This is a genomic window from Actinophytocola sp., assembly GCF_036002505.1.
Taxonomy (GTDB): Bacteria; Actinomycetota; Actinomycetes; order Mycobacteriales; family Pseudonocardiaceae; genus DASYTH01.
In genome coordinates, this window is the sequence record NZ_DASYTH010000336.1 from 1 (window position 1) to 25839 (window position 25839).

Annotated in this window: 21 protein-coding genes; 15 read left to right on the forward strand and 6 right to left on the reverse strand. The window is 67.4% G+C overall.

Features of this window, described 5'->3' with window-relative positions; translation table 11 throughout:
* The 3 genes from VGR06_RS29420 to VGR06_RS29430 form a co-directional block, all read right to left on the reverse strand.
* Window positions 1–2253, reverse strand: a 2253-nt coding sequence (locus VGR06_RS29420; RefSeq protein WP_327562408.1) for a tetratricopeptide repeat protein, incomplete at its 3' end; no start/stop codon positions are given.
* A gap of 12 nt (window positions 2254–2265) precedes the next feature.
* On the reverse strand, window positions 2266–4194 hold the full coding sequence (locus VGR06_RS29425; RefSeq protein ID WP_327562409.1) for a tetratricopeptide repeat protein: 1929 nt from the start codon (window positions 4192–4194) through the stop codon (window positions 2266–2268).
* Entirely contained in the window at window positions 4191–4844 is a 654-nt protein-coding gene (locus VGR06_RS29430; RefSeq protein ID WP_327562410.1) for a toll/interleukin-1 receptor domain-containing protein, read from the reverse strand. The genes VGR06_RS29425 and VGR06_RS29430 overlap by 4 nt, the downstream gene beginning before the upstream one ends.
* A 519-nt stretch (window positions 4845–5363) precedes the next feature.
* On the opposite strand from VGR06_RS29430, the gene lanKC reads away from it, so the two are divergent.
* Window positions 5364–8021 (forward strand): class III lanthionine synthetase LanKC, encoded by a 2658-nt coding sequence (gene lanKC / locus VGR06_RS29435; protein ID WP_327562411.1) that lies wholly within the window; start codon window positions 5364–5366, stop codon window positions 8019–8021.
* A 343-nt stretch (window positions 8022–8364) separates the two neighbouring features.
* Window positions 8365–8673 (forward strand): glycoside hydrolase family 3 C-terminal domain-containing protein, encoded by a 309-nt coding sequence (locus tag VGR06_RS44070; protein WP_414637362.1) that lies wholly within the window; start codon window positions 8365–8367, stop codon window positions 8671–8673.
* Here VGR06_RS44070 and VGR06_RS29445 read toward each other — a convergent pair.
* Window positions 8661–9788 (reverse strand): ISAs1 family transposase, encoded by a 1128-nt coding sequence (locus VGR06_RS29445; protein WP_327562413.1) that lies wholly within the window; start codon window positions 9786–9788, stop codon window positions 8661–8663. The genes VGR06_RS44070 and VGR06_RS29445 overlap by 13 nt on opposite strands.
* A 1775-nt stretch (window positions 9789–11563) precedes the next feature.
* The gene (locus VGR06_RS29450; protein WP_327562414.1) at window positions 11564–12460 is read right to left on the reverse strand and encodes an AfsR/SARP family transcriptional regulator; all 897 of its coding nucleotides are present in this window, start codon (window positions 12458–12460) and stop codon (window positions 11564–11566) included.
* Between the two features lie 251 nt (window positions 12461–12711).
* Between VGR06_RS29450 and VGR06_RS29455 the strand changes: the two genes are divergently transcribed.
* From VGR06_RS29455 to VGR06_RS29465, 3 genes are all read left to right on the forward strand, one after another.
* Window positions 12712–13548: a UbiA family prenyltransferase gene (locus tag VGR06_RS29455; RefSeq protein WP_327562415.1), complete on the forward strand. Its 837-nt coding sequence runs from the start codon at window positions 12712–12714 to the stop codon at window positions 13546–13548.
* A 177-nt stretch (window positions 13549–13725) separates the two neighbouring features.
* On the forward strand, window positions 13726–14712 hold the full coding sequence (locus tag VGR06_RS29460) for a sensor histidine kinase (protein WP_327562416.1): 987 nt from the start codon (window positions 13726–13728) through the stop codon (window positions 14710–14712).
* Entirely contained in the window at window positions 14709–15359 is a 651-nt protein-coding gene (locus VGR06_RS29465) for a response regulator transcription factor (protein WP_327562417.1), read from the forward strand. The genes VGR06_RS29460 and VGR06_RS29465 overlap by 4 nt, the downstream gene beginning before the upstream one ends.
* Here the strand turns inward: VGR06_RS29465 and VGR06_RS29470 are convergent.
* A complete protein-coding gene (locus VGR06_RS29470) occupies window positions 15313–15981 on the reverse strand; it encodes an AMP-binding protein (RefSeq protein WP_327562418.1) in 669 nt (222 codons plus the stop codon). The two genes, VGR06_RS29465 and VGR06_RS29470, sit on opposite strands and share 47 nt — an antisense overlap.
* A 163-nt stretch (window positions 15982–16144) precedes the next feature.
* On the opposite strand from VGR06_RS29470, the gene VGR06_RS29475 reads away from it, so the two are divergent.
* From VGR06_RS29475 to VGR06_RS29520, 10 genes are all read left to right on the forward strand, one after another.
* A complete protein-coding gene (locus tag VGR06_RS29475; protein WP_327562419.1) occupies window positions 16145–16987 on the forward strand; it encodes a transketolase in 843 nt (280 codons plus the stop codon).
* The gene (locus VGR06_RS29480) at window positions 16984–17928 is read left to right on the forward strand and encodes a transketolase family protein (protein WP_327562420.1); all 945 of its coding nucleotides are present in this window, start codon (window positions 16984–16986) and stop codon (window positions 17926–17928) included. Before VGR06_RS29475 ends, VGR06_RS29480 begins: the two co-directional genes overlap by 4 nt.
* Complete coding sequence (locus VGR06_RS29485) at window positions 17925–18737, forward strand: hypothetical protein (RefSeq protein WP_327562421.1); 813 nt, start codon at window positions 17925–17927, stop codon at window positions 18735–18737. Before VGR06_RS29480 ends, VGR06_RS29485 begins: the two co-directional genes overlap by 4 nt.
* Complete coding sequence (locus VGR06_RS29490; RefSeq protein WP_327562422.1) at window positions 18734–19390, forward strand: SIS domain-containing protein; 657 nt, start codon at window positions 18734–18736, stop codon at window positions 19388–19390. Before VGR06_RS29485 ends, VGR06_RS29490 begins: the two co-directional genes overlap by 4 nt.
* Window positions 19391–19425: 35 nt before the next feature.
* Window positions 19426–20532 (forward strand): MFS transporter, encoded by a 1107-nt coding sequence (locus VGR06_RS29495; protein WP_327562423.1) that lies wholly within the window; start codon window positions 19426–19428, stop codon window positions 20530–20532.
* Between the two features lie 4 nt (window positions 20533–20536).
* Window positions 20537–21967: a glycosyltransferase gene (locus tag VGR06_RS29500; protein WP_327562424.1), complete on the forward strand. Its 1431-nt coding sequence runs from the start codon at window positions 20537–20539 to the stop codon at window positions 21965–21967.
* Entirely contained in the window at window positions 21964–22803 is an 840-nt protein-coding gene (locus tag VGR06_RS29505) for a phytanoyl-CoA dioxygenase family protein (protein ID WP_327562425.1), read from the forward strand. Before VGR06_RS29500 ends, VGR06_RS29505 begins: the two co-directional genes overlap by 4 nt.
* Before the next feature lie 21 nt (window positions 22804–22824).
* Entirely contained in the window at window positions 22825–23478 is a 654-nt protein-coding gene (locus VGR06_RS29510; protein WP_327562426.1) for an HAD-IA family hydrolase, read from the forward strand.
* 80 nt (window positions 23479–23558) lie between these two features.
* Window positions 23559–24479: an aldo/keto reductase gene (locus VGR06_RS29515; RefSeq protein WP_414637363.1), complete on the forward strand. Its 921-nt coding sequence runs from the start codon at window positions 23559–23561 to the stop codon at window positions 24477–24479.
* 21 nt (window positions 24480–24500) lie between these two features.
* Entirely contained in the window at window positions 24501–24740 is a 240-nt protein-coding gene (locus tag VGR06_RS29520) for an MbtH family NRPS accessory protein (RefSeq protein ID WP_327562428.1), read from the forward strand.
* Window positions 24741–25839 lie beyond the last annotated feature (1099 nt).

Below are 25839 nucleotides of genomic sequence, written 5' to 3' on the forward strand. Positions count from 1 at the left end.
CAGGGCCGCGGCTTCGGTAACGCGGTGATCGTTTTCCCGGCCGACCCTGATCGCGCGCCGGCTGACCTCGATGGCCGCCGCGTACCGCCGCATCTTCAACTGGCAGGAACCGAGGCTGACCAGTGCCCGGCCCTCGCCCAGGTGGTCGCCCATCCCGCGGCAGACCGTGGCGGCCTGTCCGGCGGCCTCGGCGGCTTCTTGGACACGGTCGAGTTGTTCGAGCATTTCGCCGCGTTCGCGCAATGCGGCCGCGACGCCGCGGGAATCACCGGCCTGGCCTGCCGCTGCGGCGGTCTGTTGCGCCACGACCACGGCCTCGTCGAGACGGCCCAACCTGATGAGAGCCGCGCGGACCCGCCCCAAGGCGAAGCCTTCGTGGTCGTGTTCGCCGGTCTCCCGGAAGAGGTCGGCCGACCGTCGCCCGACCGTGATGGCCTCCTCGAACCGGGCCAGCTCGACGAACATGGCGGCCGCGCCGGCGAGCGCTTTGGCCTCGCCCGAGCGATCCCCGAGGGCGTGGCCGGTCTCCGCGCACCGTTGATAGGGCTCGATGGCTTCGTTGAACCGGCGCAGACCGAATAGCGCGGTCGCGAGCCAGTACAGCGTTTGGTGTTCGTGGGCGATGTCGTTGGTCGCCCGCCATTTCGCCACGGCCCGCTGGTACGGATCGATGGCTTCGTCGTCCCGGTTGAGTTGTGTCAGTGCCCGGCCGAGGTTGGCCAGCGCCATCGCCTCGCCGTGCACCTCGTTCGGATCCGCCAGCTCCGCGAAGATCGACGCGGAGTGGCGTGACTGCTCGATACTGTCGTCGAAGTCGCCCAACTCCAGCAGAGCCGCGCCCAGGTGCGCGAGCGCCCAGGCTTCGTCCGGGCGAGCACTCGCGCTGTGGCAGGCGGCCAGTACCCGCCTGCTGACCTCCACGGCATCCGTGTACCGACCCGACCGGCACAGGACATCGCACGCTGCCAGCAGCGCCGTCCGGCACTGTTTCAGGTCACCGGCCGCCTCGAACAGCTCCGCCGCCCGCTGACAGGCGCGAGCCGCATCGGCCGGCTGGCCAGCCTCGACATAGGCCCTACCCAACTGGAAGTAGGTGTCAGCCTCAAACCAGGGCCTGCCGCTGTCCTCGTACTCGCCTTTGTTAATCCGCTGATAGGTGGCCGCCGCGTGTTCGAGGACGGTTATGGCCTCGGCGACCCGCCCGGTCCCGAGCAGGGCCGAGCCGAGATTGAACAGGGGTCGTCCGCTCTGGGGTTCCCCTTCGAGTTCCCGCTGAATCGCGACGGCCCGTTCGCTGGCTGTGACGGCTTCGTGGTATCGCTGCGCAGGAAGCAGGACAGCGCTGAGATTGTCGAGCGCTGCGGCTTCCAGTCTCCGGTTGCCGTCCTGGTGGAAGATCTCCGTCGCGCGTGCACAGACCGCGATCGCCTCGTCGTGGCGACCGGTTTCGACCAGCTGGGTGCTGAGAGTCAGCAGCGCTGCGGCCTCGCTAGTGTGGTCGTTCAGTTCCCGGTACAGGGCCACGGCGCGCCGAGCGGCGTCGACAACGTCGGGGTGCCCCCGCCATGAGTATGCGGCCGCGCAGAAGTTGAACAGTGTCTCCGCTTCGTTTTTGCGGTCGCCGGCCTCGCGATACAGAGCCGCCAGCCGATAGGTGAGACGTGCTTGCTCGGGTTCGACAGAGTGGATGACGCGGTCGGCCTTCATGTGCGTGTCGGCTGCTTCGCTGTACGCGGCCAACGCCTCGTCGGCCCACCCGAGCCCGGACACGATGTCGCCCAGCGCTTCCAGTGATCCCGCAAGCCGGCGTTGATCGGGCACCGAGCCGCCATCGGCCAGTTGACGAGCGAGCATGACGGCTTCTTCGATGCAGACGATCGCCTCATCCGTGCGATCCACCGTGGAGAGCATCCGGCCCAGGTTTGTCAACCACACCACCAGACTCGGCCTGTGCGCGCGAGGGTTTGCCGCGGCGAGGCGTCGGTGCACCTCGACGGCCTCGACCTGCGCCGTCGCCGCACGCTCCCGGAATCCTTGGCCGAGCAGCGCCGAGGCGAGGTTGTTCAATGACGTCCCCAGCAGGTCGAGATACTGACCGGGACTGGCGGCGGCCAACCGTCGACCCCACTCGACGGCCTCCTCGGCGGCGATCATAGCGTCGGCCGCGCGGCGGAGGTCGCGCAGCAGACCCGCCAGGTTGGTGAGCGTGACGGCGAGGTCGTATCCGTGGCGGTCGGGATCGGCGTCGGCCAACTCGCGGCGGATCTACACCGCCTCGTCAAGGGCTCGTAGTGCCTCCTCCGCGTGACGTTTCTCGGCGAGCTTCATACCTAGCCCGGTCAACGACAACGCTAGGGCATCGCGCCGCCTCGGCTCGTTCTCGACCACATCGCGGTGGATGGCGACTGCTTCGCGGGCTTGGGCGATGGCCTCCGACAAACGTCCTTCATGGCGCAACGCGTTGGCCAGGTTGTTCAGCGATATCGCCAGGTTGGTGCGGTGGTGTTCCTCGTCGCCGGGCAGTTGCCGGTAGAGCCGCGCCGCGTCCGCGTGGGCGGTCAAGGCTGCCGCCCACTCACCGGCGTTGCTCCTGCGGTTGCCCAACCCCATGTGCAGCAAGGCCCGCCGCTCCGCATCGGTGGTCTCGGCCAGGTACCGCGCGGTCAGCCGTTCGACCACGTCCAGGATCCCGACGTCGAGGTCGGCATGGCTGTCCTTGGGCAGCAGCGAGTCGATGGTTTTCAGGACCGGCAACAGTTCGGGGCCGATGTCGTCCTCGTGGGCGCCGATGGTGGCGATGGCGGTCAGCGCCACGCTGCCACCATCGAGCGCGACACCAGGGTGCGCGGACAGCAGTGGATAGAGGACGTTCGTGCCGAGGTGCGGCCAGCGGTCGGTCGCCGAGGCCAGGAAGGTGAGCGCCCGGGGAGCGCGGCCAGCCGTGTCCGCAGCCGTCAGCAGCGTGTCCGCGACGCCGGTCGCCCACGCGTCGGCCGGGAAGCCGGTCACCGGATGGCCGGGAACCATCAGCGCCAGAAAATCCTCCGCGAGCCGGTCCGGGATCATCGGTTCCAGCGCCATGGCCGGATCGGCGGGCGGGTAGCAGACGGCGTGGTCGGCGAGCGCGCTGTCGGTGTGCGCCTGCGGGATCAGCCTGGCGAGGATCCGTTCGGCCGAGGGGCGAGCAGTGGAGCCGGTGAGGATGGCGGTGAACACGGCGCGCGCCATGTCGGTGTCGGACGTGCGGTAGTCGAGGCCACGATCGGCGTTCTCGTACAGCTGTCGCCAGTTCTCGTACTCGCGGTCCAGGAGATAGGCGCTCAAGCCCACCATGTCCGTGGGTGGTGTTCGACCACGAGCCGCGGCATCGACCGCGACCAACGCGGCCATGTGGATCGCCAGGGTCAACCCGAAGTCGGCGTTCGCGAGTGGTTGGGGCGGCGCGATCGCCGAGGACTCGGTCACCTCCGGGTAGTGGCGGGCGAAGCACTCCCGTGCCGTGGTGTACATCTGGTCGCGTGCCTGGTCGTCGTCGGGGAGCGGCGGCAGGAGTTGGTCGGACAGGTCGAATCCGGTCCCGAGCTTGTGGAGCTTGGCCCGCAACGCCCGCCAGGAACTCACCGACCGTCCGATCAGCAGTACCCGGACCTTCTTCGGCTCGGGCTGCGACATCAGGCTGTTGCGTATCAGCCAGCTCAGGTCGGTGAGCGGCCATCGATCGGCGTAGTCGACCAGTACCAGGACACCGACGGTCCGCTCGCCCAGCCGGAGATCCTGGCTGCCGGCGGCAGGCGGATGGGTGTCCGTGCCGTGGACGGCGTCCACGACCCGCCAGCCGACCCGTTGGGCATCGCGGGCGAATTGCCCGGCCAGCCTGGTCTTGCCCTGGCCGCCCTCGCCGTGCAGCCAGCGCGCCGCGAACCGCGGCGGGTCCGCGTCCCGCCAGGCGAGCAGTTCGGCGAGTTCGGTGTCACGACCGGTGAACCGGACGAGTTCGGCGCGGGCGTCGAGCATCCGGCTGGGCTGCTGGCGCAACCATGTCGCGTCCGGTTGCGGCGGATCGCGATGCTCGAACAACAGGTACACCGGGGTGCCGTCACCGAAGACGTGGATGTCCGCGCCGATCACGCCGTAGGCGAATCCCCCCTTGGCGAAGACCTCCTGGCTGACCCCGCCCGGCTCGAAGGAGTTCACCGTGCCGCCTGGCCGTCGTCGGCGGTCGAGTCGACCGGCGGCGTCCGATGTGGGGCAAGGCCCTGGTAGACGTGGACGTTGCCGCCCGCTGCCGCGTACACGGCCGCCTGATCATGGGCGATCACCTGCTGGTGCACCCGGGGGTGGTGATCGTTGTCGTGGCTGTGCGCCGCTTCGGCCAGGTCGGGGTCCAGAGCGATCAGTTCGGTGACGATGCGATCCAGGTCGTCGATGGGACTGGGGTGCCGCAGCGGCAGCGCCTGGCGGCGGCTCAGCGCGGCGATCTCGGGAGGGAGATCGGCCTCAACCGGCATCTCGGCCTGTTCGGTCAGCACCGGGATCACCCTGACACCGGCGGTGAAGGCTTCGGCCAGCTCTCTGCGGATCCAGTCGGTCGGCTCGTCGATCCGACGCCCGCCGGTGACCGGGTCGGCGGCGGTCAGCCAACGAGGCCCGATCACCGCCAGCAGCGCCCGGGCCGACCGAACCCGTTCCAGCAATTCCTGGACGAAATCGGCACCTGCCGGAATGGACTCGCAGTCCAGAAACACCTTGTCCGTGCCGAATCGCCGGACCAGTTCGGTGTAAAGCAGGACACCGTAACTGCCGCTGTCGTCGCGTCGGTAGTTGATAAAGACGCCACAATCCACTGCGCACCTCCAGTGAGGAACGGTCAACACTCACCGTAGTAGTCCTGTGCGGCCCGACGGCCGCGATCATGCGTTGTCCTTGGTTTGGCCAGCGTGTCCGACGACCTGATCGGGGAGGCGATGATGCCCGAACCCCGCGAGTCCCCAACTCCAGCCGGCGAGTCCCCAACCACCATCTTGTGGAACAGGCGCGTGACGAGCCGGGGCCGTTCACCCTGGCCGTCTATTCACCTTCGAGCGAGTGTCCGAGCCCGTTCGGCCGTTCTGACCAGCGCTGTTGGTCGCCGATGGCTCGGCAACCCCGCGTCTTGACTGCTGATGGGTCATTTTGAGACGGTTTGGTGTGTATGGGCATCCTTGGGACTCGATTTCGACAGTTCGACGATCGCGGAATCGGTGGGCTCTCACGTAGTCCAAAAAACGGGGGTGCGGGGAGACGCGTCGCCGGTCCGCGAAGGACGTGACCACGATGCGACGGCGTGCCTAGGGTCTCCGCGGTAGGTGGGAGGAGTGGCTGGGGTGGCTATCGACATGTCGTTCCTGTTCGCCGACAAGGACTACTACGCACCGTGGGACACCTCCGATCCAGGTCAGCTCTTCCACACCGGTCCCATGCCGGCCGGCTGGCTGCGGCGGGATTCGGGGGCGTGGACGCATTGGGGGCCGGCCGGTCTCGTCCTCCCCGCGCAGGGCTGGAAAGTGCATGCATCCAGCTCCCTGCCCAATGCGCGGTCCGTCCTGGCGGTGGTGTCGCTGGTGTGTGCCGATCTTGGTATCCCGTTCAAGCACCTCGCCGGTCGTCGCATGTTCTTGCTGGCGCACGACAAACACGCGCCGAGGGTGCAGAGCGGCAAGTTCTGCACCCTTTATCCGCCCAGCCAGCAGGACGCGCTGGAGGTGATGCGGCGGATCGCGGCGGATCTGTCCGGGATCAGCGGGCCGTTCGTGCTCACCGACCGCCGGTTCGGCGCGAGCGAGTGTGTCTCCTACCGCTACGGGGCGTTCCTCGCCCGCACGCGGATTGACGCGGACGGAACCCGGGTGAACACCATGGTGGGGGTGGACGGCCGGGAGATTGACGACGAGCGCCGGCCGGCGTTCCACCTGCCGGACGGCGTGTCCGACCCGTTCCGGGAGGCGGCTCCGGAGGCGTCCGCCGCCGGCCCGGTCACGTTGCGGGACTACACCTTCGAGGCGGTGTTGCGGCACAGCAACGCCGGTGGCGCCTACCGGTTCCGCGACGCGGACGGTGGCCCGGTGTTCCTCAAAGAGGCTAAGGCGCACAACGGTTACAGCGGTGACGGTGCCGACGCGAAGACACGGTTGACCGCCGAGTACCTGGTCCTGCGGGCGATACACGGCCGCGAGCCCGGCCTGTGCCCGCGGCCGCTGGAGCTGTTCCACCACTGGGAACACAGCTATATGGTCACGGAGCTGATACCCGGCATGTCGCTGTACCGGTGGATGGTGTCGAACAATCCCGCGGTGCGAGCCGGCGCGGACGGCACGGCGTTCGCCGAGTACCACCGTCGCAGCCTGGCGCTACTCGACCAGCTTGACGCGCAGCTGCGCCGGCTGCACGAGCTGGGCTACGTCTTCATCGACCTCGGCCCCACCAACGTGCTGGTCGACGAGGACGACCGGGTCCGGCTGGTCGACTTCGAGGCCGTGCAGCCCGGCGACGATGTCCGAAGGATCATGGGTACGCCCGGCTACCAGCATCCGGATCCGCGGTCGGCGGCCAAGCACGATCCCAGGGAGCTCGACCGGTTCGGGCTGGCCGCCCTGGCGTTACTGCTGGTGTTCCCCCTGCATGAGGTGGTCGAACGCCACCCCCAGGCCCTTGACCACCTGCACGCGGACCTGACCGAACTCGCCCCGGTCGCACCCCGGCTGTGGCGGTGGGCCACCAGCGTCCACGAGCGATCCGGGGACTCCCGGCTGCCGACGCCGCGCACCATCCGCGCGGACCCGCTCGCCGCGCTGCGCTGGCTTGCCGAACAGACCGCGGACGGATTGGAGGCAATGGCTCAACCGGACCACCCCACGCGGGTGTACCCGACCAACCCGTTGGGTTACCAGACCGGCACCCGCGCCGTAGCCGCCGGGACGGCCGGCGTGCTGCACGCCCTGCACCGCGCCGGCCGCGGCTGTGACCCGGTCGTGGTCCGCCGGCTACGGGACGAGGCCGTCGCCGCGGGCGAGACCAGTACTCCCGGCCTGCTCTTCGGCAGCGCCGGAATCGCTTGTGTACTGGCAGAACTGGGAGAGTCAGACGCGGCCGGGATGCTGCTCGCCGCGGCGGCCGGACATCCGCTCAACGGCACGTCCGCCTCACTCGGGTCCGGCGCCGCCGGTACGGCGCTCGGCCTGCTGATCCACCACCGCCGTACCGGCGAGCAGCGTTGGCTGGACCTGGCCCGGCAGTTGGTGGAACGCATTCCGGATGGTGACGAGCTCACCTCCCAACTGAGCCAGACCAGGCGTTCCGGGCTGGTCGGCGGGCGGACCGGGGTGGCGCTCGCCCTCTATCACCTGTATCGCCGCACCAGCGACTTCCGCCTGTTCGCCCGCGGTATGCGGCTGCTGAGAGAAGAACTTGCCTACGCCCAACCCCTGCGCGGAGACGGCCTGGGTTTCAAGATCTCGCATGCCGACAGTCGGGTCTATCCCTACGTATTCGCCGGCAGCGCCGGATATGCCGCGGTGCTCTCGCGTTACCTCGCACACCATCCGGACGCGGAGTTCGACACGGATGCCGGTGCGGACCTGCGCGCCAGCGACGCCCTCGAAGGCTGCCTGCGCGCCTGTTCCAGCCGCTTCGCCGTACTCCCAGGGCTGTTCTCAGGTATGGCGGGGCTCGCCGTGGCCATGGCCGGCGCCGGAAGGCGGCTTGGCCGGCCCGAACTCGTCGACGCCGCGCTCACCAGCGCACGAGGCCTGTTCCGGTACGCGATCCCGATCGAGGGCGGAATGGGTTGGCTCGCCGAGCCCGGACAGCGGCTCTCCGCCGACCTGTGGTCCGGCTCGGCCGGAATCCTGCTCGCCCTTCGCCGCCTGATGGATCTCGCCGCGGACCCGCTCGGTCTCCCCGGCGAACACCCGACCACGGCCATTGCACCACCATCAAAGGAAAGGAGTGAACACCATGGAGGAAGTCCTGCGCTTGCAGGCTGAGGAGGTTCCGGAAGCCGAGGTCCTGGCCTGCACCCACAACGAAACCATGAGCAGCATGGGCAGCATCTGTCAGTGATCCAACACCTGCCGGGCACGGCGACATCCCCGCGCCCGGCAGGCACTGGTCTTGGTCGGCAGGGAAAAGGGGTTGGGCGAGATGACGCTCGGCTCACCATCATCAGGCTCATCCAGGACAACCTCCATCTGCCCGATGACGACCCCCGCACCTGGCGCGGCCACGACTTCAACTTTCTGGAGCCGTCTTTGACGGCGGCGACTTCACCGGCGCCATGTTCACCGGCGCGGGCACCGTCACTTTCACAACCAAGGAATCCCCGTAGTAGTGCTTCTCATACTCCCCCGCCCCTACGTCAACACCGACTGGCACACCCTCACCAACTCCATCGTGGTGACCTATCGCGGCGGCGAGGAAATGGGCCCCGCCACCGCCAACCTCCTCTTCGGCGACGACACCCCCCACGGCCACCTCCCCTGGCAACTCCCCCCGCAGTTCTGGACCAGATCCTCCGCCCCGGCGCCACCGGCACCCAACGCACCAACATCCGCACCACAATCGACACCAACCAACCCCTCGCCACCACCTCCGGCAACCCCCTCTACCCCAGGGCAAAGTCATGATCACTTTGGGTAGCGTTTGTCACTGTGGGTAGCAAGTAGCGGGAGTGCGCGTTTGCGGGCGCGGGCTATCCATCCGGTGGTCTCTTTGATTTTCGTGAGGCCGTTCAGTCGGAGGAGTCCGGCTGCCGTGTTCCGAAGTGTGGCCATGACTTGTGGTCCGCTTCCGGTGTAGACTTGTTGGGCGTCTTCCCTCCAGGTGGTGTCGCGTACATAGTGGCTTTTGTTCTCGATTCCCCAGTGCTGGCGAACATGCGTGTGCACCTCGGCGGGTGCTGCGTTCTCACTGCTGGTGATTATTAGCGCATGTTCTTTGCTGATCCAGGTTCCATCGAGAGCGAACTCATCGCGGCGAATACAGGCGACCTGCTGGACGTGGGGGAATGCGATGCCGGCGGCGTCGGTGGTCCAGGTCTTCCACTGATTGATCCTGCCACGACTCCGCTCAGTCACAACATGACCAGGATCGTTTTCCAGGGTAGGAAGGATCGTCTTGATGACCGAATCCTGCAAGGATGGCTGATTTCCTTTGACCGTCAAGAAATAGTCAAAGCCCCGCTTTCCGGCGAGGTATTCTGCGGTGTCTTTCTGGGTGTGTGCCGCGTCCATGGTCACCACCACCTGCCGTTCAGGCTCATCCGGTATCGTGTCCAGCAACGCTTCTACCTGGGTGATCTCGTTCGTGTCGGCCGGCACCGCCACCTGCGCCACCGTCACCCCAGTCCCGTGGATCATCGCCGAGAACAACGTGAACATCTGGTTCTCACCGGTCCACGCGCCGCGCAAGACCTTGCCATCAACCGCCAGCACCAACGCCCCGGCGTCATCACGAACGTTGTGACGCAACCACGCTCCCACCACGCGATCCAATTCGTCCGCATCGACATTCTCCAGCACCCGCCGAATCGTGCGTTCACTCGGCCACCCAAACACACGCCGGAAGTGACACCACTTCGCACCCAATTTAGCTGGCAACGACTGTGGGAAGTCGGCAATCTGGTCGCGGATCTGCCGAAAATTTGTTGCCCCCGCCAACACCGCGACCAACGACGCCGCCAACAGAAACACCAACCCGTACATCCGACCTCGCCGACTTCGCCGGTCTGTTACCGTCCCCAACGCTTCCAGCAAACTCGAAATATCACACTCTTGCTCCGTCTAATCATCCGCGTTGGACAACGACGACGAGCAGTGGCACACTGACACCCGATGACCTTCTGTCTTGGATATGTTGAATTCGCAATCTCCATATTCCCAGACAGAAGGTCATCCTCATCACCGGGCCAGCATGGCCCACAGAGCCATCACTGAACGTCACCAGCGATCACATCAGGTGATCATGACTTTGCCCTGATGCCAGCGGTAGGTTTCGGCGAGGTTGGAAGGCGAATACGCTGATCTGCATCGACGCTGCGGCTGAGTCATCTTCCGCGCAGTTGCATCACCCGTCCAGGCACGTTCCTATGTGTCAAGCTCTGCACAACATCTGGGCAGTTCGTCCGTCGGGTGGAAGCCCGGCGGAGCCGTCAGGTGAGCAGTTGCCGGATCGGTTCGCCGAGGTGATCGAAGGAGTTCGCCAGCGCGGTCAGTGCGGTCAGTAGCCCGGTACCAGCCGTTGCCAAGCTGCCGGCCAACCTACCGAGTGTGAGCCTTACGCACCCCGACCCACACAACTCCGTCCCCGGCCATGTGCACGTCGAGCGCGCACCTTGTCGCCGCGGCGTGACCGTGTCCTCAGCCAGTCGTTGACGCCGCACGGTAAAGCTGTTTGAGGCGTTGCTTGCCGCTGATTGACTGTGCTGCCGGAGCGCCAACGGAGGACGAGAGTGAGTACGGCCGAGGGCGCCGTCGACGAGTCGGTCGCCGCGCGCTGGGCTGTCGCTGGTCGGACTGCGGATGGCGGGTGGGGACCTGGCCGACGCGGCCACCCACGTCGCGCTCATACCGGGTGCGGTCGACGAGCGCGGCCGCGGCGGTCGGTGGTTTGCCGCTGCGCGACCTGCTGCTGGCCTGCGTCAACTGGGCCGGCGTGATCCCGAAAGGGGCTGGCCGGTCAGCTCGGGGTTGCCCGCGCGTCCGTTGCGGCTGCACATTGAGGGTGCGGTCGTGGTGTTCGGGGTCGATGTCTCCGCGGCGCGGCTGCGCGCCGACGGCCAGGCGCCGGTGCTCTCGCCGACGCTGGCCAGCGTCGGCGCTGGCCCGATATCCGGGCTGCTGGGCGGCTCCGCGCAGGCCGACGTGGTGCTCGGCGTGGACACCACGCCGGGCTGGCGGTGGCTCGGTCAGGCGGGTCGTGCTGCCCGCGCGGGCGAAGTCCGGGCTGCTGGACCTGCGCGAGATCAGCCTGCAGGAGAAACTTCTCCGCCGCGTGCGTCACGCTCGTGTTCCTGCTCTCGGCCAGCAGATCCGCAACCGTGTTCCGTGCCAACACCTGCGTATCGGCAGTAGGCGCGACCAGCGGCAGCACCCACAGGTCGGCATCGGTTGCCCGGCGCCGCCCGTCCAGCACGGCTGTCACAGCCACCAGCCGTTGCGCCCGGACCGCCCGCCGGTCAGTCAGTGCGATCCCGGCCGCGCGCAACCGTCGGACCGCCTTCGCGATCGAGGGTTGCGCCCCGTCCAGCTGGCACGCTCGCGCCGCCGTGGCGAGCCGGGTCCACCGCGGCCAGTCCCGAACCAGTCTTGGACGGCGTCCTGCCTAACTCACCTCGAGCAGCTCCTCCAGTCGCGCGTCCACCACCAGCTCGATGAACAGACAGGCCAGAACCGGTCGACGAACGCAGCCATCGTCGGATCTTCCGGCACCGGGTTCAACATGCCCACACACCCGAAGCGGGCACCGTAGCGCAGTGCTGCCGCGCCGGAACATTCGCTGGTTCAAGTCCGGCAACCACACCCTCGTCAAACTAGCTCGCGAAGACCAGTCCCGCGGGCCGTAGTTCGCCGCGCACTGCCCTGGTGAAGATCTGTCGGGTGGTGTTGGTTGTGCTGACGTCGAGGTCATTGCGGAGTCGTTGGACGCACAGTTGATGCCAGTTGCGTACCTGTGCCAGTTCGCCTCGCCGGCCGTGCGTGAGCATCAGGGATTGATAGGTCTCCTCGTGGTACGGGTCGATCGCGAGGATTCGCCGGCACAACTGGATGGTCGCAGGATGGTCGTCCGCGCGTAGGGCCTCTGCGCGCAGGTAGGTGAGGGCGTACAGCGCGAGCGCCCGGTGGCATTGCCGTTGGTCGCTGATCCAGTCGGCCCGCTCCGTCCCGAGGAAGTCGCCGACGTAAAGCTCGACCGCTTGGCGGTACGCCGCCAGCGCGGCGGCGGTCCGCCCTTGTGCCTCGGCGGTCTGGCCGGCGGACATCGCCAGGTCGAACTCGTCGATGTCCAGCCAGAGTTCGTTGGCCAGCAGCAGGTAGCCGTGGTCACGGCTGACGATGTCAATCGGCACTCGGGCACGGGCCGCCTGCCGCAGAATCCGCCGGACCGAGTGCATCGCCACCTTGAGCGAACTGGCTGTCGGCGACCATTCGCTTTCCGGCCAGAGTATCTCGAACAGCTTCTCCCGCCGGATCACGCGGCCGCGGTTCACCAGCAGATATTGAAACAGATTCCGGGCCTTGCCGGCATGCCAGCTGTTCACCAGGTATCCGTCGACGTGCAGCGAGAAGTCTCCGAAACAGCGCGCAACAACGGTCGCATTCCGCATGATATTCGCCCCGATCAGCAGGTGATCCGCTCCGGTCGCAGGAACTACGTCTGGTCCCGACGCTAGGCAGGTCCCCGCGCCGGCCCAACCGTTCTTCCCCACACGGATGACCGAGGTCTGTCCGATGGTGGCGGGGCTATATCACGAACGTGGTAGTACCCGTTTGACCTCCGGTCGTGGTGCCCGTCGCGCCCGGCTGGTGACGATGGTCACCAGCATTTTCCGGATCCGTTTCGAGGATCGGGCTTCTCAACTGCGGGGTCGTCATGGCTGTGATCGTGTGTTCGCGTGTTCCGGCCCGGTCAACCGGGCGTGTCCGGCTGTTGGCGCTCGCCTGGCAGGAGGCCAGGCCGGTGGTGCAGCTCATCTTCATGCTCCGGTTCGCCGCCGGGGCCGCGCTCGGTGGACCGGCCACGGACGCCGTGGCGGTGTCGGTCGTCATCGCCGCGGCCGGCTGGCTCGCCGCGACGTGGGCGGTCTACCTGCTCAACGGAGTCGCGGATGTCGTTGAGGACCGCGAGAATTGCTCGACGCGGCCGATCGCGCGGGGCGAGTTGCCCGCAGGCTCCGCGACGACCGTGGTCTGGCTGCTCGCGGTGTTCGGGTTGGTGGCCGCGGCGATCGTGTCGGTGACCATGGTGGTTCTGGTGGCGCTCATGCTGGCCGTGGGTTGGGCCTACTCGATGGGGCCAAGCCCGCTCAAGCGCAACGTGGCCGGATTCGTGTTCGCGGTGACCGTTCTCGGCCTGTTGACCTACCTCGCGGGCTGGTGTGCCTGCGGCGGTGGGAAGCCGAACGAGTCGTTGCTGCTGTTCGGGGTTGCGATGTCGTTGTGGATGGCGCTTGGGGGTTCGACCAAGGACCTGCCGGATACCAGGGGCGACTGGTTGGCCGGCCGGCGCACCTTGCCGGTGCTTCTCGGTGAGCGCCGGGCCCGCCTGGCGATGGCCGTCGCGGCAAGCCTTCTCGGTTGGATGTTCGTCATTCTAGGCGCCGTCTGGGTGGACCATTTGCTCCCGGTCGCGCTCGTGGTATGCGCCGGCTCGGCCGCGCTCGCCCTCGTGGCCCTCACCTCGATCAGCGGCGGTGACCGCTGCGCGAAACGGCGGCCATACCACGCATTCATGGTCACGCAGTATCTGGCGCACGTCAGCCTGTTCATCTGCCTCGAACTGGCGCTCACCGGCTGACCACCTGCCCGCCGGCGGCATATCCGCGACCAATTCCCACGGAGCGAGTGCAGCCGCGGCGTATGATCCTGCTGGGGGTGAGCGCCTGTGGCCATCAGTGTGACCGGTGAGAGCTCGCTATTCACATCTGCGCTTCGGCGCGCCGCGCTGGAGTCGTTCCGGCGCCACCTGGAGGAGATGCATAGCCCGCTGACCACCGACCCGGAGGCTATCGATCAGCTCCTGCGCCAGGCCGATTCGGTTCTGGACGACGTGGCGGCGGCCGAGTGCGGCGCCGGGGTGACGGGCCAACGGGCCGTGCGGCTCAGCGCTGAGATCGGCGTCAGCCGGGCCGGACATGGCGTGCATCCGGTGGAGTCGTTGCGGGCCGCGGCCGTGATGTTCGAGGTGCTGCTTCCGGTCGTGCTGGACCGGTTACGGGACAGGGGTATAGCGGAACAGGCCCTGGTGAGCGCGGCCGGCGCCCTGCACGAGTCGATCGTGCGCCGGGTCGGGCTCGGTGCCGTGTCCTACGCCAGCTTCCTGCTCAAGAAGGTGAATGGCTCCCATCGCGAGGAGCGGCGCCGGATCGCCCGGGAGCTGCACGACCGCGCCGCGCACGCGGTCGGGGTGGCGTTGCAGGATCTCGAACTGCACGACGTCTACGCCGACCAGGATCCGGTGCGCGCACGCAAGCGGATCGGCTCGGCCCGTACCGCGCTGCGCGTGGCCCTCGACGTGGTCCGCCATGTGGCGCAGGAGCTTCGAGAATCGGCCGTGGAGATCGGCGGCCTAGAGAAGGCCCTGTCCGACTACGTCGCCTCGCGGGTGCCGCCCGGAGTCAAGGCGACGATCTCGGTGACCGGTGGCGAGCGCCTGCCGGACGAGGTGTGCGACGAGCTGTACGTCGTGCTCCGGGAAGCGATCCGAAACGCCGTGCGGCACGCGCAAGCCCGGAGGTTGGAGGTGGCTGTCGAGGTCGACGGCGATGTGGTGCACGCCACCGTGCGAGACGACGGCCGGGGGTTCGACGTCGCCGCGGCCGCGGGTTCGCCGGCCGGAATCGGGTTGTCGTCCATGCGTGAGCGGCTCGAGCTGCTCGACGGCACGTTCGCGATCACCAGCACGCCAGGGGCGGGAACCACCATCTCGATCTTGGTCGCACACCTGGGATCCGGCGCGTGACCGGGCATCGGGTCACGATCGTGCTCACCGACGACCACACGCTGTTCCGCCAAGGGCTGCGGGAACTGCTGTGCACCGATCCCGAGCTCGACATCGTCGGCGAGGGCTGCACGGGCGAAGAGGCGCTGGCCCTGGTCCGGCAGCACCGGCCGGATGTGCTGCTGCTCGACGTCGAGATGCCCGGTCCGGGCGCGAAGGCCGTGATCGGGGAGGTCCGCCGAGGATACCCGGACACCGCGATCATCATCCTGACGATGCACGACGCCCCGGCGATCGTGCGGGAACTGCTCGAGTGCGGGGCGGCGGCCTATCTCGTGAAGACCATCGCCCGCGAGGAGCTGACCGCCGCGGTGCGTTCGGTCAGCCGCACGCGAGACAACGTGCTGCTGTCGGTGCCCCGGACGACGATGGAATCTCTTGAGCGGCAACAGAAACAGCACACGCTGCTGTCCGAACGAGAACTCGAGGTGCTGCGCCTAGTGGCCACGGCGATGAGCAACGCACAGATCGCCTCGCGGCTGTTCATCAGCGAGGGCACAGTGAAGCGCCATCTCACCAACACCTACGCCAAACTGGGCGCGGTGTCGCGGGTCGACGCGATCAAGAAGGCGATCCAGGCGAAGTTGATCGACGGGCTCGACCGGTAGCCGGCTCGACGGTGCCTCCTGCGGCGAGCGTCAGGAGGTAGTCGAGGGGCCTGGGACTCGGCGGCGGCCCGAAACGCGCGGCCGTGCGCAGCTGGCCGTGCGTTCGCAGCACGGCGCGCGGCAGCGTGGTCGGGCCATGGGTGTAGGTGATCTGGCAGATGGTGTCGTCGCTCACCCGCACGTCGGGAGCCGCGGGCGACGCGCTCCGCCACGCGTCATCGTCCAACAGCACAACGGGAAAGCGCCGGTCGAGCGCCACCCGGTCGAGCCCGCGCCGGCTGGTGACCAGCGCGCGGGCCAGCGTGGCGTCGAGCAGGAAGGCCAGCCGGCTCTCCGGGTTCCCCGGATCGAGAAGCACGGCGGTGGCGCCCAGCTTGACGATCGCCAACTGCGCCATCACGTGCTCCGGGCCGGGCTCGAAACAGAGCGCGGCCCTGGTCCCGGGCCCGACCCCCAGCCCGCGCAGGTGGTTCGCGAGCCGGTTCGCCAGATCGTTCAGACGCGCGTAGCGCAGCCGCCAGCCGCCGTGCACGACCGCGGCGGCATTCGGCCGGTCCACCGCCATGCGTTCGATCAGTTGGTGCAGATAGGCCGGTGTGGCCTTGGCGGGCGCCGTGGGCATGTGATTCCACCTTTCCAGCAAAGGAAGAACCGCACGGTAGGGCGACCCGGTTAGCGCGGCGTTACGCGTGCGCATAACCGTTGGCTAACCCGCACTCCATAACGTGCCGCATGTCGTACCCGAGGCGATGTCAGTGTCCACAAGCAGACAGCAAGGAGCCCTGATGATTAGCGTGACCGATGACACCGGTCCTCGGCTGGACCACATGCGCAAGTTCGCCAACCAGTCGAGGCAGGTCCTCCTGGAGATGATCTACCACGCCAACTCCGGGCACGTGGGCTCGTCCCTTTCGTGCGTGGACATTCTCAGCGTGCTCAAGTTTGACCAGATGAACTGGAGCGGCAGCGTGCCGCGCACCGAAAGCGACGTCTTCGTCCTATCCAAGGGACATGCGGTGCCCGCCTGGTATGCCGCGCTCATCGTCAGCGGCGAGCTCGAGGCCGATCACACCAAGACGCTCCGGACCATCGACAGCCAGCTGCAGGGCCACCCCGACCGGCGCCGCTGTGACCTGGTCGACGTGAGCACCGGGGCGTTGGGGCAGGGCCTGTCCATCTCGCTGGGTCGGGCCCAGGCCAAGCGGCTGAAGGGCCAGGACTGCTACGTCTACTGCGTCGCCGGTGATGGTGAGACGCAGGAGGGCCAGGTCTGGGAGGCGTTGATGTACGCCGGCGTCCGGGAGGTCGCCAACCTCATTCTGTTCGTCGACTACAACCGGAGCCAGAACGACGGCGCCGTCGACGAAATCCTTCCGCTGCACCCGCTCGTCGAGAAGTTCGCCGCGTTCCGGTGGCATGTCCAGGAGATCGATGGCCATGCGCACGCGGAAATCCGCGACGCGATCATCAACGCCAAGCGGAACGCCAGTCAGCCGTCGGTGATCATCGCGCGCACCCGCAAGGGCCATCTTGGTGAGGATCGCGTCGTGCTGAACGGATCCCACGGCGGCACCCTGTCGGCCGACGAGTTCCGGCAGGCCATCGACTACCTGAGGGCGGCGGCATGAGGGCGACCAGGGACTGGTTCGAGGACGCGCTCGTGGACGTCGCCGGCGAGCACGACCGCGTTGTGGTGGTGAACTGCGACCTCGCCTCGGCCACCAAGACCGCGAAGTTCAAGAAGACCTTCCCGGAGCGGTTCTTCGAATGCGGCATCGCCGAGGCTAACGCGATCGGTGTCGCCGCCGGCCTGGCCCAGGAGGGCTATCGGCCGTTCGTGGCGAGCTTCGGCCACTTCCTGACCGGGAAATATCTGGAGATCTTTCAGTCGGTCGGGCTCAACGACTCTGGCGTCGTCCTAGTCGGCACGCACGCGGGGCTCGCCATCGGCAAGGACGGTCCGACCCAGATGGGCCTTCGGGATCTGGCCCTGATGCGGACCCTGCCGAACATGCGGATCCTGCACCCGGCCGACGGCATCGAGACCCGGCAGATGCTGTCCTTCGTGGCCGGTCAGGACCAGCCGACCTACCTGCGACTGTGCCGCCAGGCCCAGCGGGAGGTGCACAGACCCAACTATCGCTTCGTGTTCGGCCAGCCGGACGTCGTCCACCATGGCCGGGACGTCGCGGTCTTCACGATGGGCGGCATGGTCGAGGTTCTTCTCGACACCCTGCCCGAGCTGGCCGGAACCGGCATCGACCCGACGATCGTCAATGTCTCATCCCTCCCGCTCGACCGGGACGCGCTGGCCGACGTGCTCGGGGCGCACCGGCATGTCTGGGTCGTCGAGGACCACTTCATCAAGGGCGGCATCGCCGATGAACTCGCTCGGCTCGTGCTCGAGCTGGACCAAGATGTCCACTTCGGAGTGTGGGGCGTGCCGGACTACGGCCAGGCCGGTTCCCCCGACGACCTGTACGCCCGGTACCAGCTCGATCCGATCGGCGTCGCCGGGCGCCTGCGGAAGTTCCTGCGACGGCAACCATCCATCGAGGTGAAATCATGACCACGGCTCGTGTTCCGACCGCGTACGGCGACGTCGTTGATCTGGTCGGCCTGGGCGCCGACTGGCCGTACCTATTCGTCCAGCACACCCTGCTTCCCTACCACGCCGCCCAGTTCCGTTCGCATACCTGCGACCACCGCACCTTCATGGTGATCGAGGGGCGGGCGAAGTTCGAGCTGCTCAACGATGCCGGCGGCATCGACGCGGCCCGTTACGGCCACCTGGAGGGCTGGCACGCCGTTCCCGGGTCGGTGTACCGGATCGTGAATGCCGGCGGCCGACCGCTGGTGTTCCTGGAGGCCGGCACGGCCACCGGCACTCTCCGCGAGGAGGTCGACGCCGCTCCACTGCGGCAGTTCGCGACCGCCTACCGCTGCCCGCCAGTCTCCTACTACACGGTGACCAAGCCCTGGGGCCACGAGGTGTGGTACACCCACAATCTCACCAGGCTTCCCTATGCGATGAAGCAGATCCACATGAGCAAGGGTCACCAGTCCTCGCTGCAGTCCCATCAGGTCAAGGCGGAAACGAACTACGTCATCGACGGTGAAGCGACCGTGTTGAACGGTCGGTTCGCACCGGAGAACCTGGACACGGTGATCGACCCCGGTGCCCTTCCGGCATCGGTGCACCGCTCCCGCTCGGGCTGGTCATCGGCACCGCGCGTGCTGCACCGGGTCATCGCCCGGTCCGACTACACCTCGATTGAGGTCTCCACGCCGGAGTTGGACGACGTGATCCGGTGGCAGGACGACACCGGACGCGCCAACGGCCGGATCGACACCGAGCACCTGGCGGGCCGGCGATGAACCTGACCGACACCATCCGGTTGTACCTGATGGAGAAGCGCCGGATCCTTGACGACTTTCCCGTCTACGCACTGGAACGGGCCACCGAGATGCTGTTCGAGACCTATGAGGACGGTGGCACCGTGTACGGGATGGCGAACGGCGGAAACGCCGGAACGCTGGACCATGCGTTCTGCGACCTCAAGCACCATCCGTTCGTGTCCGAGGACAAGACCCGGCAGTTGCCCGCCGGTCTGCCCCGTCTTAACTTCGTCAACCTGTGCACCTCCGCGGCGGAGTTGACCGGGCTGGTCAACGATCTGGGTTCCGACAACATGTTCGTCGGATCGCTCGCTCCGTTCGTCACCCCTCGTGACCTGGTGATGGCCTACTCCGGCAGCGGCAACTCGCCGAACGTCGTGCGCGCGCTCGAAGTCGCAGTCGCCGCCGGGTCGAAGACCTTCGCCATGACCAAGGGAGACGGCGGCCGGTGCCGCGAGCTTGCCGACGTGACCCTCGTCGTGCCCGGAACGTCGAACTTTCCCGGCCAGACCGGAAAGAACGACAACAACTTCCATTTCGAGGACGAGATCCTGTCGGTCAACCACATTCTGACCGGACTGCTCAAGGAACGCATCGCCGCCCGGATCCACGAGGCGGCGCTGGCCGGGTGACTCGACCAAAGGTCCACAAGAGACGGAGAACAGTCGTGACCGAAACCACCACACGGGTGCCGGACGCCGTGCCGCGGGCGCAGACGGTGAGCTACTTCCTGTGTTTCGGTCTGGTCGGTGTGCTCTCGACGCTGCTGGGCCCATCCCTGATCACCTTCGCTACGTCGACCGGATCGTCACTGAGCGGCCTCGGCGTGCTGTTCACCGTCGACGCGTTCGGCTCGGTGTGCGGATCGCTGCTCGCCGGCCACCTGTTGAACAGGTTCGCGCCGCACCGGCAGGCGGCCCTCGGGCTGGCCGGGATCACCGTGATCACGGCGGTGATCCCGCTGCTCACCCAACTCCCGCTGCTGCTGCCCGCGTGGTGGTTTCTCGGCATGTCCAAGACCTTCCTGATCGTCACGGTGAACACGCTGCTGGTTTGGGTTCGCCGGGGCAGGGTCGGGCCGTACATGAGCGCAGCGGACTTCTTCCTCGGGCTCGGCTCGCTGCTCATGCCCATCGTGATCGCGCAGTCCATCGCGTGGACCGGCGGCCTGCACTGGGGTTACTGGGCGGTGACCGCCGGCACGGTCGTGCTGATGATCCGGTTGGCGGCCCTGCCGAGCCCGCGAATGGCCGGCGCGGAGGAGCAGTCGCACGCGGGATCCATCGCCTATCCCGTGGTGATCTCCGTCGCGGTGCTGCTGTTCTTCTACGTCGGCGCGGAAATCAGCTTCTCCGGATGGATTCCGTCCTACACGCTGACCAGGGGGATCGCGGACTCGGCCGCGGCGGCCGCCTACTACAGTTCGCTGTTCTGGATCGCAGTCACCGCCGGTCGGCTGCTCTGGCTGCCGTTCACCAGAACCGTCGCCCCCGAGCGGCTGCTGGCGACCGGTGTGACGGCGTGCGTGCTCGCGCTCGGATCCATCTGGCTGCTGCCCTCGTCGTCCGGCTGTGTGATCGCCGGGACCGTCGCGTTCGGCCTGGCGATGTCGCCGATCTTCCCGTCCGCCTTCACCTTGCTCGACCGGCGCGGACAGATCACCGGGAAGGTCAGCGCGGTCTGCCTTTGCACGGCCAGCGTGGGGGCGATGTTCTTTCCATGGTGGATCGGACAGTTCCTCATGGCCACCGGTGAATCGGCGAACGGAAGGTGATTCGATGACCACCGTTGTGCGGACCAGGCGGGAGTTCACCCACCTGGCCGAGTTCGAGCGCCTGATCGGCGGCGACCGGATGCGGCGGCTGCGCGAAGCCGCCGCCGAGATCCGCGACCGGGTCGGCGACGGCACCCTGTGGCATGTCAACTCAACCACCTCCGGCGGCGGGGTGGCCGAGATGCTGCACACCCTGCTACCGCTCTACCACAGCCTCGGGGTGCGGGCCGGCTGGCTGGCCATCGGCGGGGACGACCGGTTCTTCGCGCTCACCAAGCGGTTGGGGACCGCGCTCTACGGCACGGCGGACGGCGGCGGTCCACTAGGAACGGCTCAGCGCGACGGCTACCTGCGTGCGTTGGCCGGACAGGCCCGCGAGATCGCATCAATCGCCGGGCCGAAGGACATTCTGCTGCTGCACGACCACCAGACCGCCGGGCTGGCGCGGCTCCTGGACAGGAAGGTCGCCGCGACGTACTGGCGCTGCCATGTCGGGGTGGACGAGAGCACCCCGGCCGCGGCCGCGGCCTGGGAGTTCCTGACACCGCTGCTCGATTCCACCCGGGGTCTAGTGTTCTCGGTCCCGCGGCACGTGCCCCGGCACCTGCGGCGCCGCCGGGTGGCGATCCTCCCGCCGTTCATCTCACCGTTCTCATTGAAAAACTGCGCGCTGGACCGCCCAACGATGACCGCCTGCCTGGCGCGGTGCGGTCTCGCGGCGACCGTCCCGCCGGCGACGACGACCCGGGTGCGGACGCCGAGCGGCCCGGTCGCGCTGCGACATCCAGTTCGCGTGATCACCTCCGGCGCGCCACGACCGGGCGAGCCGCTGCTGACCCAGGTTTCCCGGTGGGACCGGCTCAAGGACATGCACGGCGTGCTCAACTCGTTCGGCTCCGGCGCCGGGGACGGCTATCTGGCGCTGGTTGGACCGGATCCGAGCGCCATCCCGGATGACGTCGAGCAGAACGCGTGGTTCGACAAATGCCGCAGCGCCTGGAACGCCCTGCCATCCGGACGGCGGCGCCGGGTCGCCCTGATCTGCCTGCCGATGGCCGACCTGCACGAGAACGCGGTGCTGGTCAACGCGATTCAACGCGCCGCGGACGTGGTGGTACAGAAGAGCCTCGCCGAAGGATTCGGCCTGACTGTGACCGAAGCCATGTGGAAGTCGCGCATCGTCGTGGCGAGCGCGGTCGGCGGGATCCGCGAGCAGATCACGCACGGCCAGGACGGCCTGCTGGTCGACGATCCTCACGACGAAGCGGCGTTCGGCGCCCTGCTGGCCGCCGCGGCGGGCCACGCGAGCCGGGGAAGTCCCCTGGGAGCCCGCGCGCATCGCCGGGTGTTGCGAGATTACCTGCCCGACCGAGAAATCGTCACCACGGCCCGGTTACTCGGTGACGATCGAGAAGATGAAGGGATGGAACGATGACGAGTACCAAGCCGTCCGCACTATCGGCCAACGACCTGGACTTCTACCGGAAAAACGGGTATCTGAAGCACGACCGGCTGCTGCGGCCGGACCGGTTCGAAGCGCTCAAGGCGCACTTCGAACGCAAGCTGGCTGAGCTTCCGGAGGGGGAACGGCCGGAGAACATGGACGTTCCGCATTTTTCCGATCCCGAGCTGTTCCACTGGCTGCTGGACGAGGACGTGCTCGACCTGATTGAGGCGATCATCGGACCGGACATCGCGGTGTTCTCCTCGCACTTCTTCTGCAAGCCGGCCGGTGACGGCAAGAGCGTCCCGTGGCACCAGGACGCCTACTTCTGGCGCGAGACGATCGAACCCGCCTCCCGGGCGATCACCGTTTGGCTGGCGCTCGACCCGTCGACCCAGGACAACGGCTGCATGCGGGTGATACCGGGTAGCCACCTGGCCGACGCCACGCGCTACCGCGACGTCAACAACGCGGAGAGCGTCTTCGACGAGGAGCTGGATCCCGCACAGGTCGAGCAGGACCGAGCGGTCCCGGTGGAACTCATGCCGAACCAGTGCAGTGTCCACTCCGGAACGCTCGTGCACGGCAGCCACATCAACGCCAGCACCATGCGGCGATGCGCGTACACCATGCGGTACATGCCAACCACCGTCCGCTTCAACCACGAGCGGCTGGGCCACAAGCACGCGGTGTTCCTGGCCCGGGGCACGGACCGAGCGGGCAACACCTACGCCGACCCGACCCGGCCGCACTGGGACCTGGTCCGCAACCGCGGCGGCGGCCAGCGCTACCTCGGTGAGCAGCGCAACCCGCGGCTGACCGGCTGACCCGGGACGGGGAGGCCCGGCATGCTCGCCATCGACCTGCCGGCCGGCTCCGGCCGCCGCCCGCTGCTGTGCGAGGCGGTGCTGTTCGACATGGACGGAACACTGGTCGACTCGCGGGCGTGCGTGGAACACGTGTGGCGGTCCTGGTGCGCGCGGCACCGGTTGGACAGTGAACGGCTGCTGAAGGTCTCGCACGGCAGGCAGAACCACGACACGATCCGCATCGTCGCGCCGCATCTGGACACCACCGAGGAGATCGCCACGCTGGTCCACGCGGAGGAGAGCTGCCGGGACGGCATCGTCGCCGTGCCTGGCGCCCGCAGGCTGCTGGACCGGTTGCCGGCCGCCAGGTGGGCGGTTGTGACCTCCGCCTGGCAGCGGCTGGCCGAGATCCGGCTCGACCGCGCCGGCCTGCCACGGCCGCCGACCCTGGTGACCGCCGACCAGACCCGGCGCGGCAAACCGGACCCAGAAGGTTACCTGCTGGCAGCCGCAAGCCTCGGTGCGCGGCCCGGCTCGTGCGTGGTGGTCGAGGACGCACCAGCGGGAATCGCGGCGGCACACGCCGCGGGAATGCGCGTCATCGGCATCACAACTACGTTCGAACGTGAGCGGTTGGACTGTCATTGGTGCGTCGACGACTTCGAGTCGTGGAAAATCACATCCTGCCGGTGAGTCGATGGAGCGAGGTGAACATGGAATACGTGAAGCTTGGGACGACCGGTCTGGATGTTTCCCGGCTGTGTCTTGGCTGCATGAGCTTCGGTGCACCGGACAGCGGAGCGGACAGCTGGACGTTGCCGGAGGAGGACTGCCGGCCGCTGGTGGAGCGCGCGGTTGAGCACGGCGTGAACTTCTTCGATACCGCCAACGTCTATTCCGACGGCGACAGCGAAGCCATCCTCGGCCGGCTGATCCGCGATGTGGCGCGGCGCGAAGAGGTGGTCATCGCGACGAAGGTGTTCGGGCCGATGCGATCCGGCCCGAACGCCGGCGGGCTGTCCCGCAAGGCGCTCCTGACCGAGGTGGACAACAGCCTGCGCCGGTTGGGAATGGACTACATCGATCTGTACCAGATCCACCGGTGGGACTACGGCACGCCGATCGAGGAGACCCTCGACTGCCTGCACGACCTGGTCAGGTCCGGAAAGGTCCGGTACCTCGGCGCGTCGTCGATGTACGCCTGGCAGCTCGCCAAGGCGCTGTTCGTCGCCGACCTGAACGGCTGGACCCGCTTCGCCACCATGCAGAACCACTACAACCTGCTCAACCGGGAGGAGGAACGGGAGATGCTGCCGCTGTGCGCCGACCAGGGCATCGGCGTGCTGCCCTGGAGTCCGCTCGCGCGCGGCCGGCTCACCCGCGACTGGGATGCCCGGACCGCCCGCGCCGCCGACGACGCCTACGGTGACAGTCTCTACGCCCAGACCGTCGATGCCGACCGGCAGGTGGCGGCCCGGGTCGCCGAGGTCGCCGGCGACCTCGGCGTTCCGAGCGCCCAGGTGGCGATCGCGTGGCTGGCCCGGAATCCCGTGGTGACCGCGCCCATCGTCGGCGTCACCCGAGCGCGACATCTCGACGACGCGGTTGCCGCGCTGGACCTCGAACTACCCACGAACGCCGTCGCCCGGCTTGAGGAGCCCTACGTTCCACACCCGGTCGCCGGGTTCGAATAGTCGCCCACGTTTGGAGGGCGCATGAAATCGACTGAATATTCCGAGTTCTACCGGGTTGTTGTGAACCGTGAGGGATGCTACAGCCTGTGGCCGACCGAAGCCGCCCTGCCCTCCGGCTGGACCCCGATCGGCTTCGCCGGCCCGCGCGAGGCGGCCTTGAACCAGGTCGCCGAGCTGTGGCGCACGGCGGCCGGGCAGCATTCCCGGTCCGGGCCGGACAAGTCTGCCGGCGCGTGCGGCGGTGGACCGGAAACTGCATAACCGTGACTTAGCCAGACCATGAAACTCTCCGCGTGATGGCTCGAATTGTTGGAATCAATCAGCCGAAGCGGAGGTTCTGATGTCAGTTCTGGAAATCGCGGCCCGCGAGCCGTCGGCCTTCCGGATGGGGCGGTTCGGCGGCTGGTCGTTGGCATCGAAACTCGCTGCGGAGGACAACGCCGAAGATCAGGACGGCCTGTCTCCGCACGAGCGCCTCACCTGCCGCCTGCACCGCCGGTGGGCGCACCAGTGCATCGCCTCACCGGCACACGTCATCCCGGTCACCGGCCATCGCTGGTGCCGCGGCTGCCGGACAAGCACCTCGGTCGCGGTGGACGAATTGTCCGCAACCGTGACGCTGACCTGCCGCCGGTGTGGACAAGCTTCCGCCACGCGGGCGGCTCAGCAGATTATCCGCAGCTGTCAAGCTAGCATCGGGGCGGCCCGCCGGCTCCGGAATTCGGCGGCGCCCAAGCCGCGTTCGTTGGCAGGGCGGGAAATCTGATGTGGATAGACTCGATCCCCCAACCCTGCCCGCACTGCCTACGATCCACCGTGCTCGCCACCTTCCGGTGGGGCAGACAATGGGTGCATGTCGGCACCTGGCGTCCCGACTGCGAACCGATGCGCACTCCAGCCAGAACGGCCTTCCACCGCGCCATGTAATGCATCAAACGTTGGTGACTTTTGCTGACCTACGGTTTTGTTCGGAGTTCTGGTGAGGCATGATCGCCCGTCGTGTGTGTACGCCTCCTGTACATGATGACGGTTTGGGTGTTGGTTGGTTGGCGGTGCTGGCCCGAGGCCAACGCCATCTACGCACTCTTGGAATGGGTGGCCCATCGGGATACGGCTGCGGCCCGCGCACCCACTAGTCCGAACTTACTTGATCTTGATCGAGCACAGGCCGTTGACCTGCAATTTTCGCGCGGCGAAGAGAACTTCTGTGACTACGTCGCCGAAAATCGACGGAGTGTGATCGGGAGTACTGCTACTTCGACAGAGAGTAGCAGGGTTTTTGTGTCCACAGATTTCGCCCACTTTGAGCGATCTTCCCAGCTCAAGTAGGCAATGTGAGAAAGATTCTCCGTAAGTTCGG

Excerpts from the sequence above, each read along its gene's own strand:
- VGR06_RS29460 (WP_327562416.1), top strand. The coding sequence starts at position 13,726 with ATGCATAGCCCGCTGACCACCGACCCGGAGGCTATCGATCAGCTCCTG.
- VGR06_RS29470 (WP_327562418.1), bottom strand. The coding sequence starts at position 15,981 with ATGCCCACGGCGCCCGCCAAGGCCACACCGGCCTATCTGCACCAACTG.
- VGR06_RS29475 (WP_327562419.1), top strand. The coding sequence starts at position 16,145 with ATGATTAGCGTGACCGATGACACCGGTCCTCGGCTGGACCACATGCGC.
- VGR06_RS29480 (WP_327562420.1), top strand. The coding sequence starts at position 16,984 with ATGAGGGCGACCAGGGACTGGTTCGAGGACGCGCTCGTGGACGTCGCC.
- VGR06_RS29485 (WP_327562421.1), top strand. The coding sequence starts at position 17,925 with ATGACCACGGCTCGTGTTCCGACCGCGTACGGCGACGTCGTTGATCTG.
- VGR06_RS29490 (WP_327562422.1), top strand. The coding sequence starts at position 18,734 with ATGAACCTGACCGACACCATCCGGTTGTACCTGATGGAGAAGCGCCGG.
- VGR06_RS29500 (WP_327562424.1), top strand. The coding sequence starts at position 20,537 with ATGACCACCGTTGTGCGGACCAGGCGGGAGTTCACCCACCTGGCCGAG.
- VGR06_RS29505 (WP_327562425.1), top strand. The coding sequence starts at position 21,964 with ATGACGAGTACCAAGCCGTCCGCACTATCGGCCAACGACCTGGACTTC.
- VGR06_RS29510 (WP_327562426.1), top strand. The coding sequence starts at position 22,825 with ATGCTCGCCATCGACCTGCCGGCCGGCTCCGGCCGCCGCCCGCTGCTG.
- VGR06_RS29515 (WP_414637363.1), top strand. The coding sequence starts at position 23,559 with ATGAGCTTCGGTGCACCGGACAGCGGAGCGGACAGCTGGACGTTGCCG.
- VGR06_RS29520 (WP_327562428.1), top strand. The coding sequence starts at position 24,501 with ATGAAATCGACTGAATATTCCGAGTTCTACCGGGTTGTTGTGAACCGT.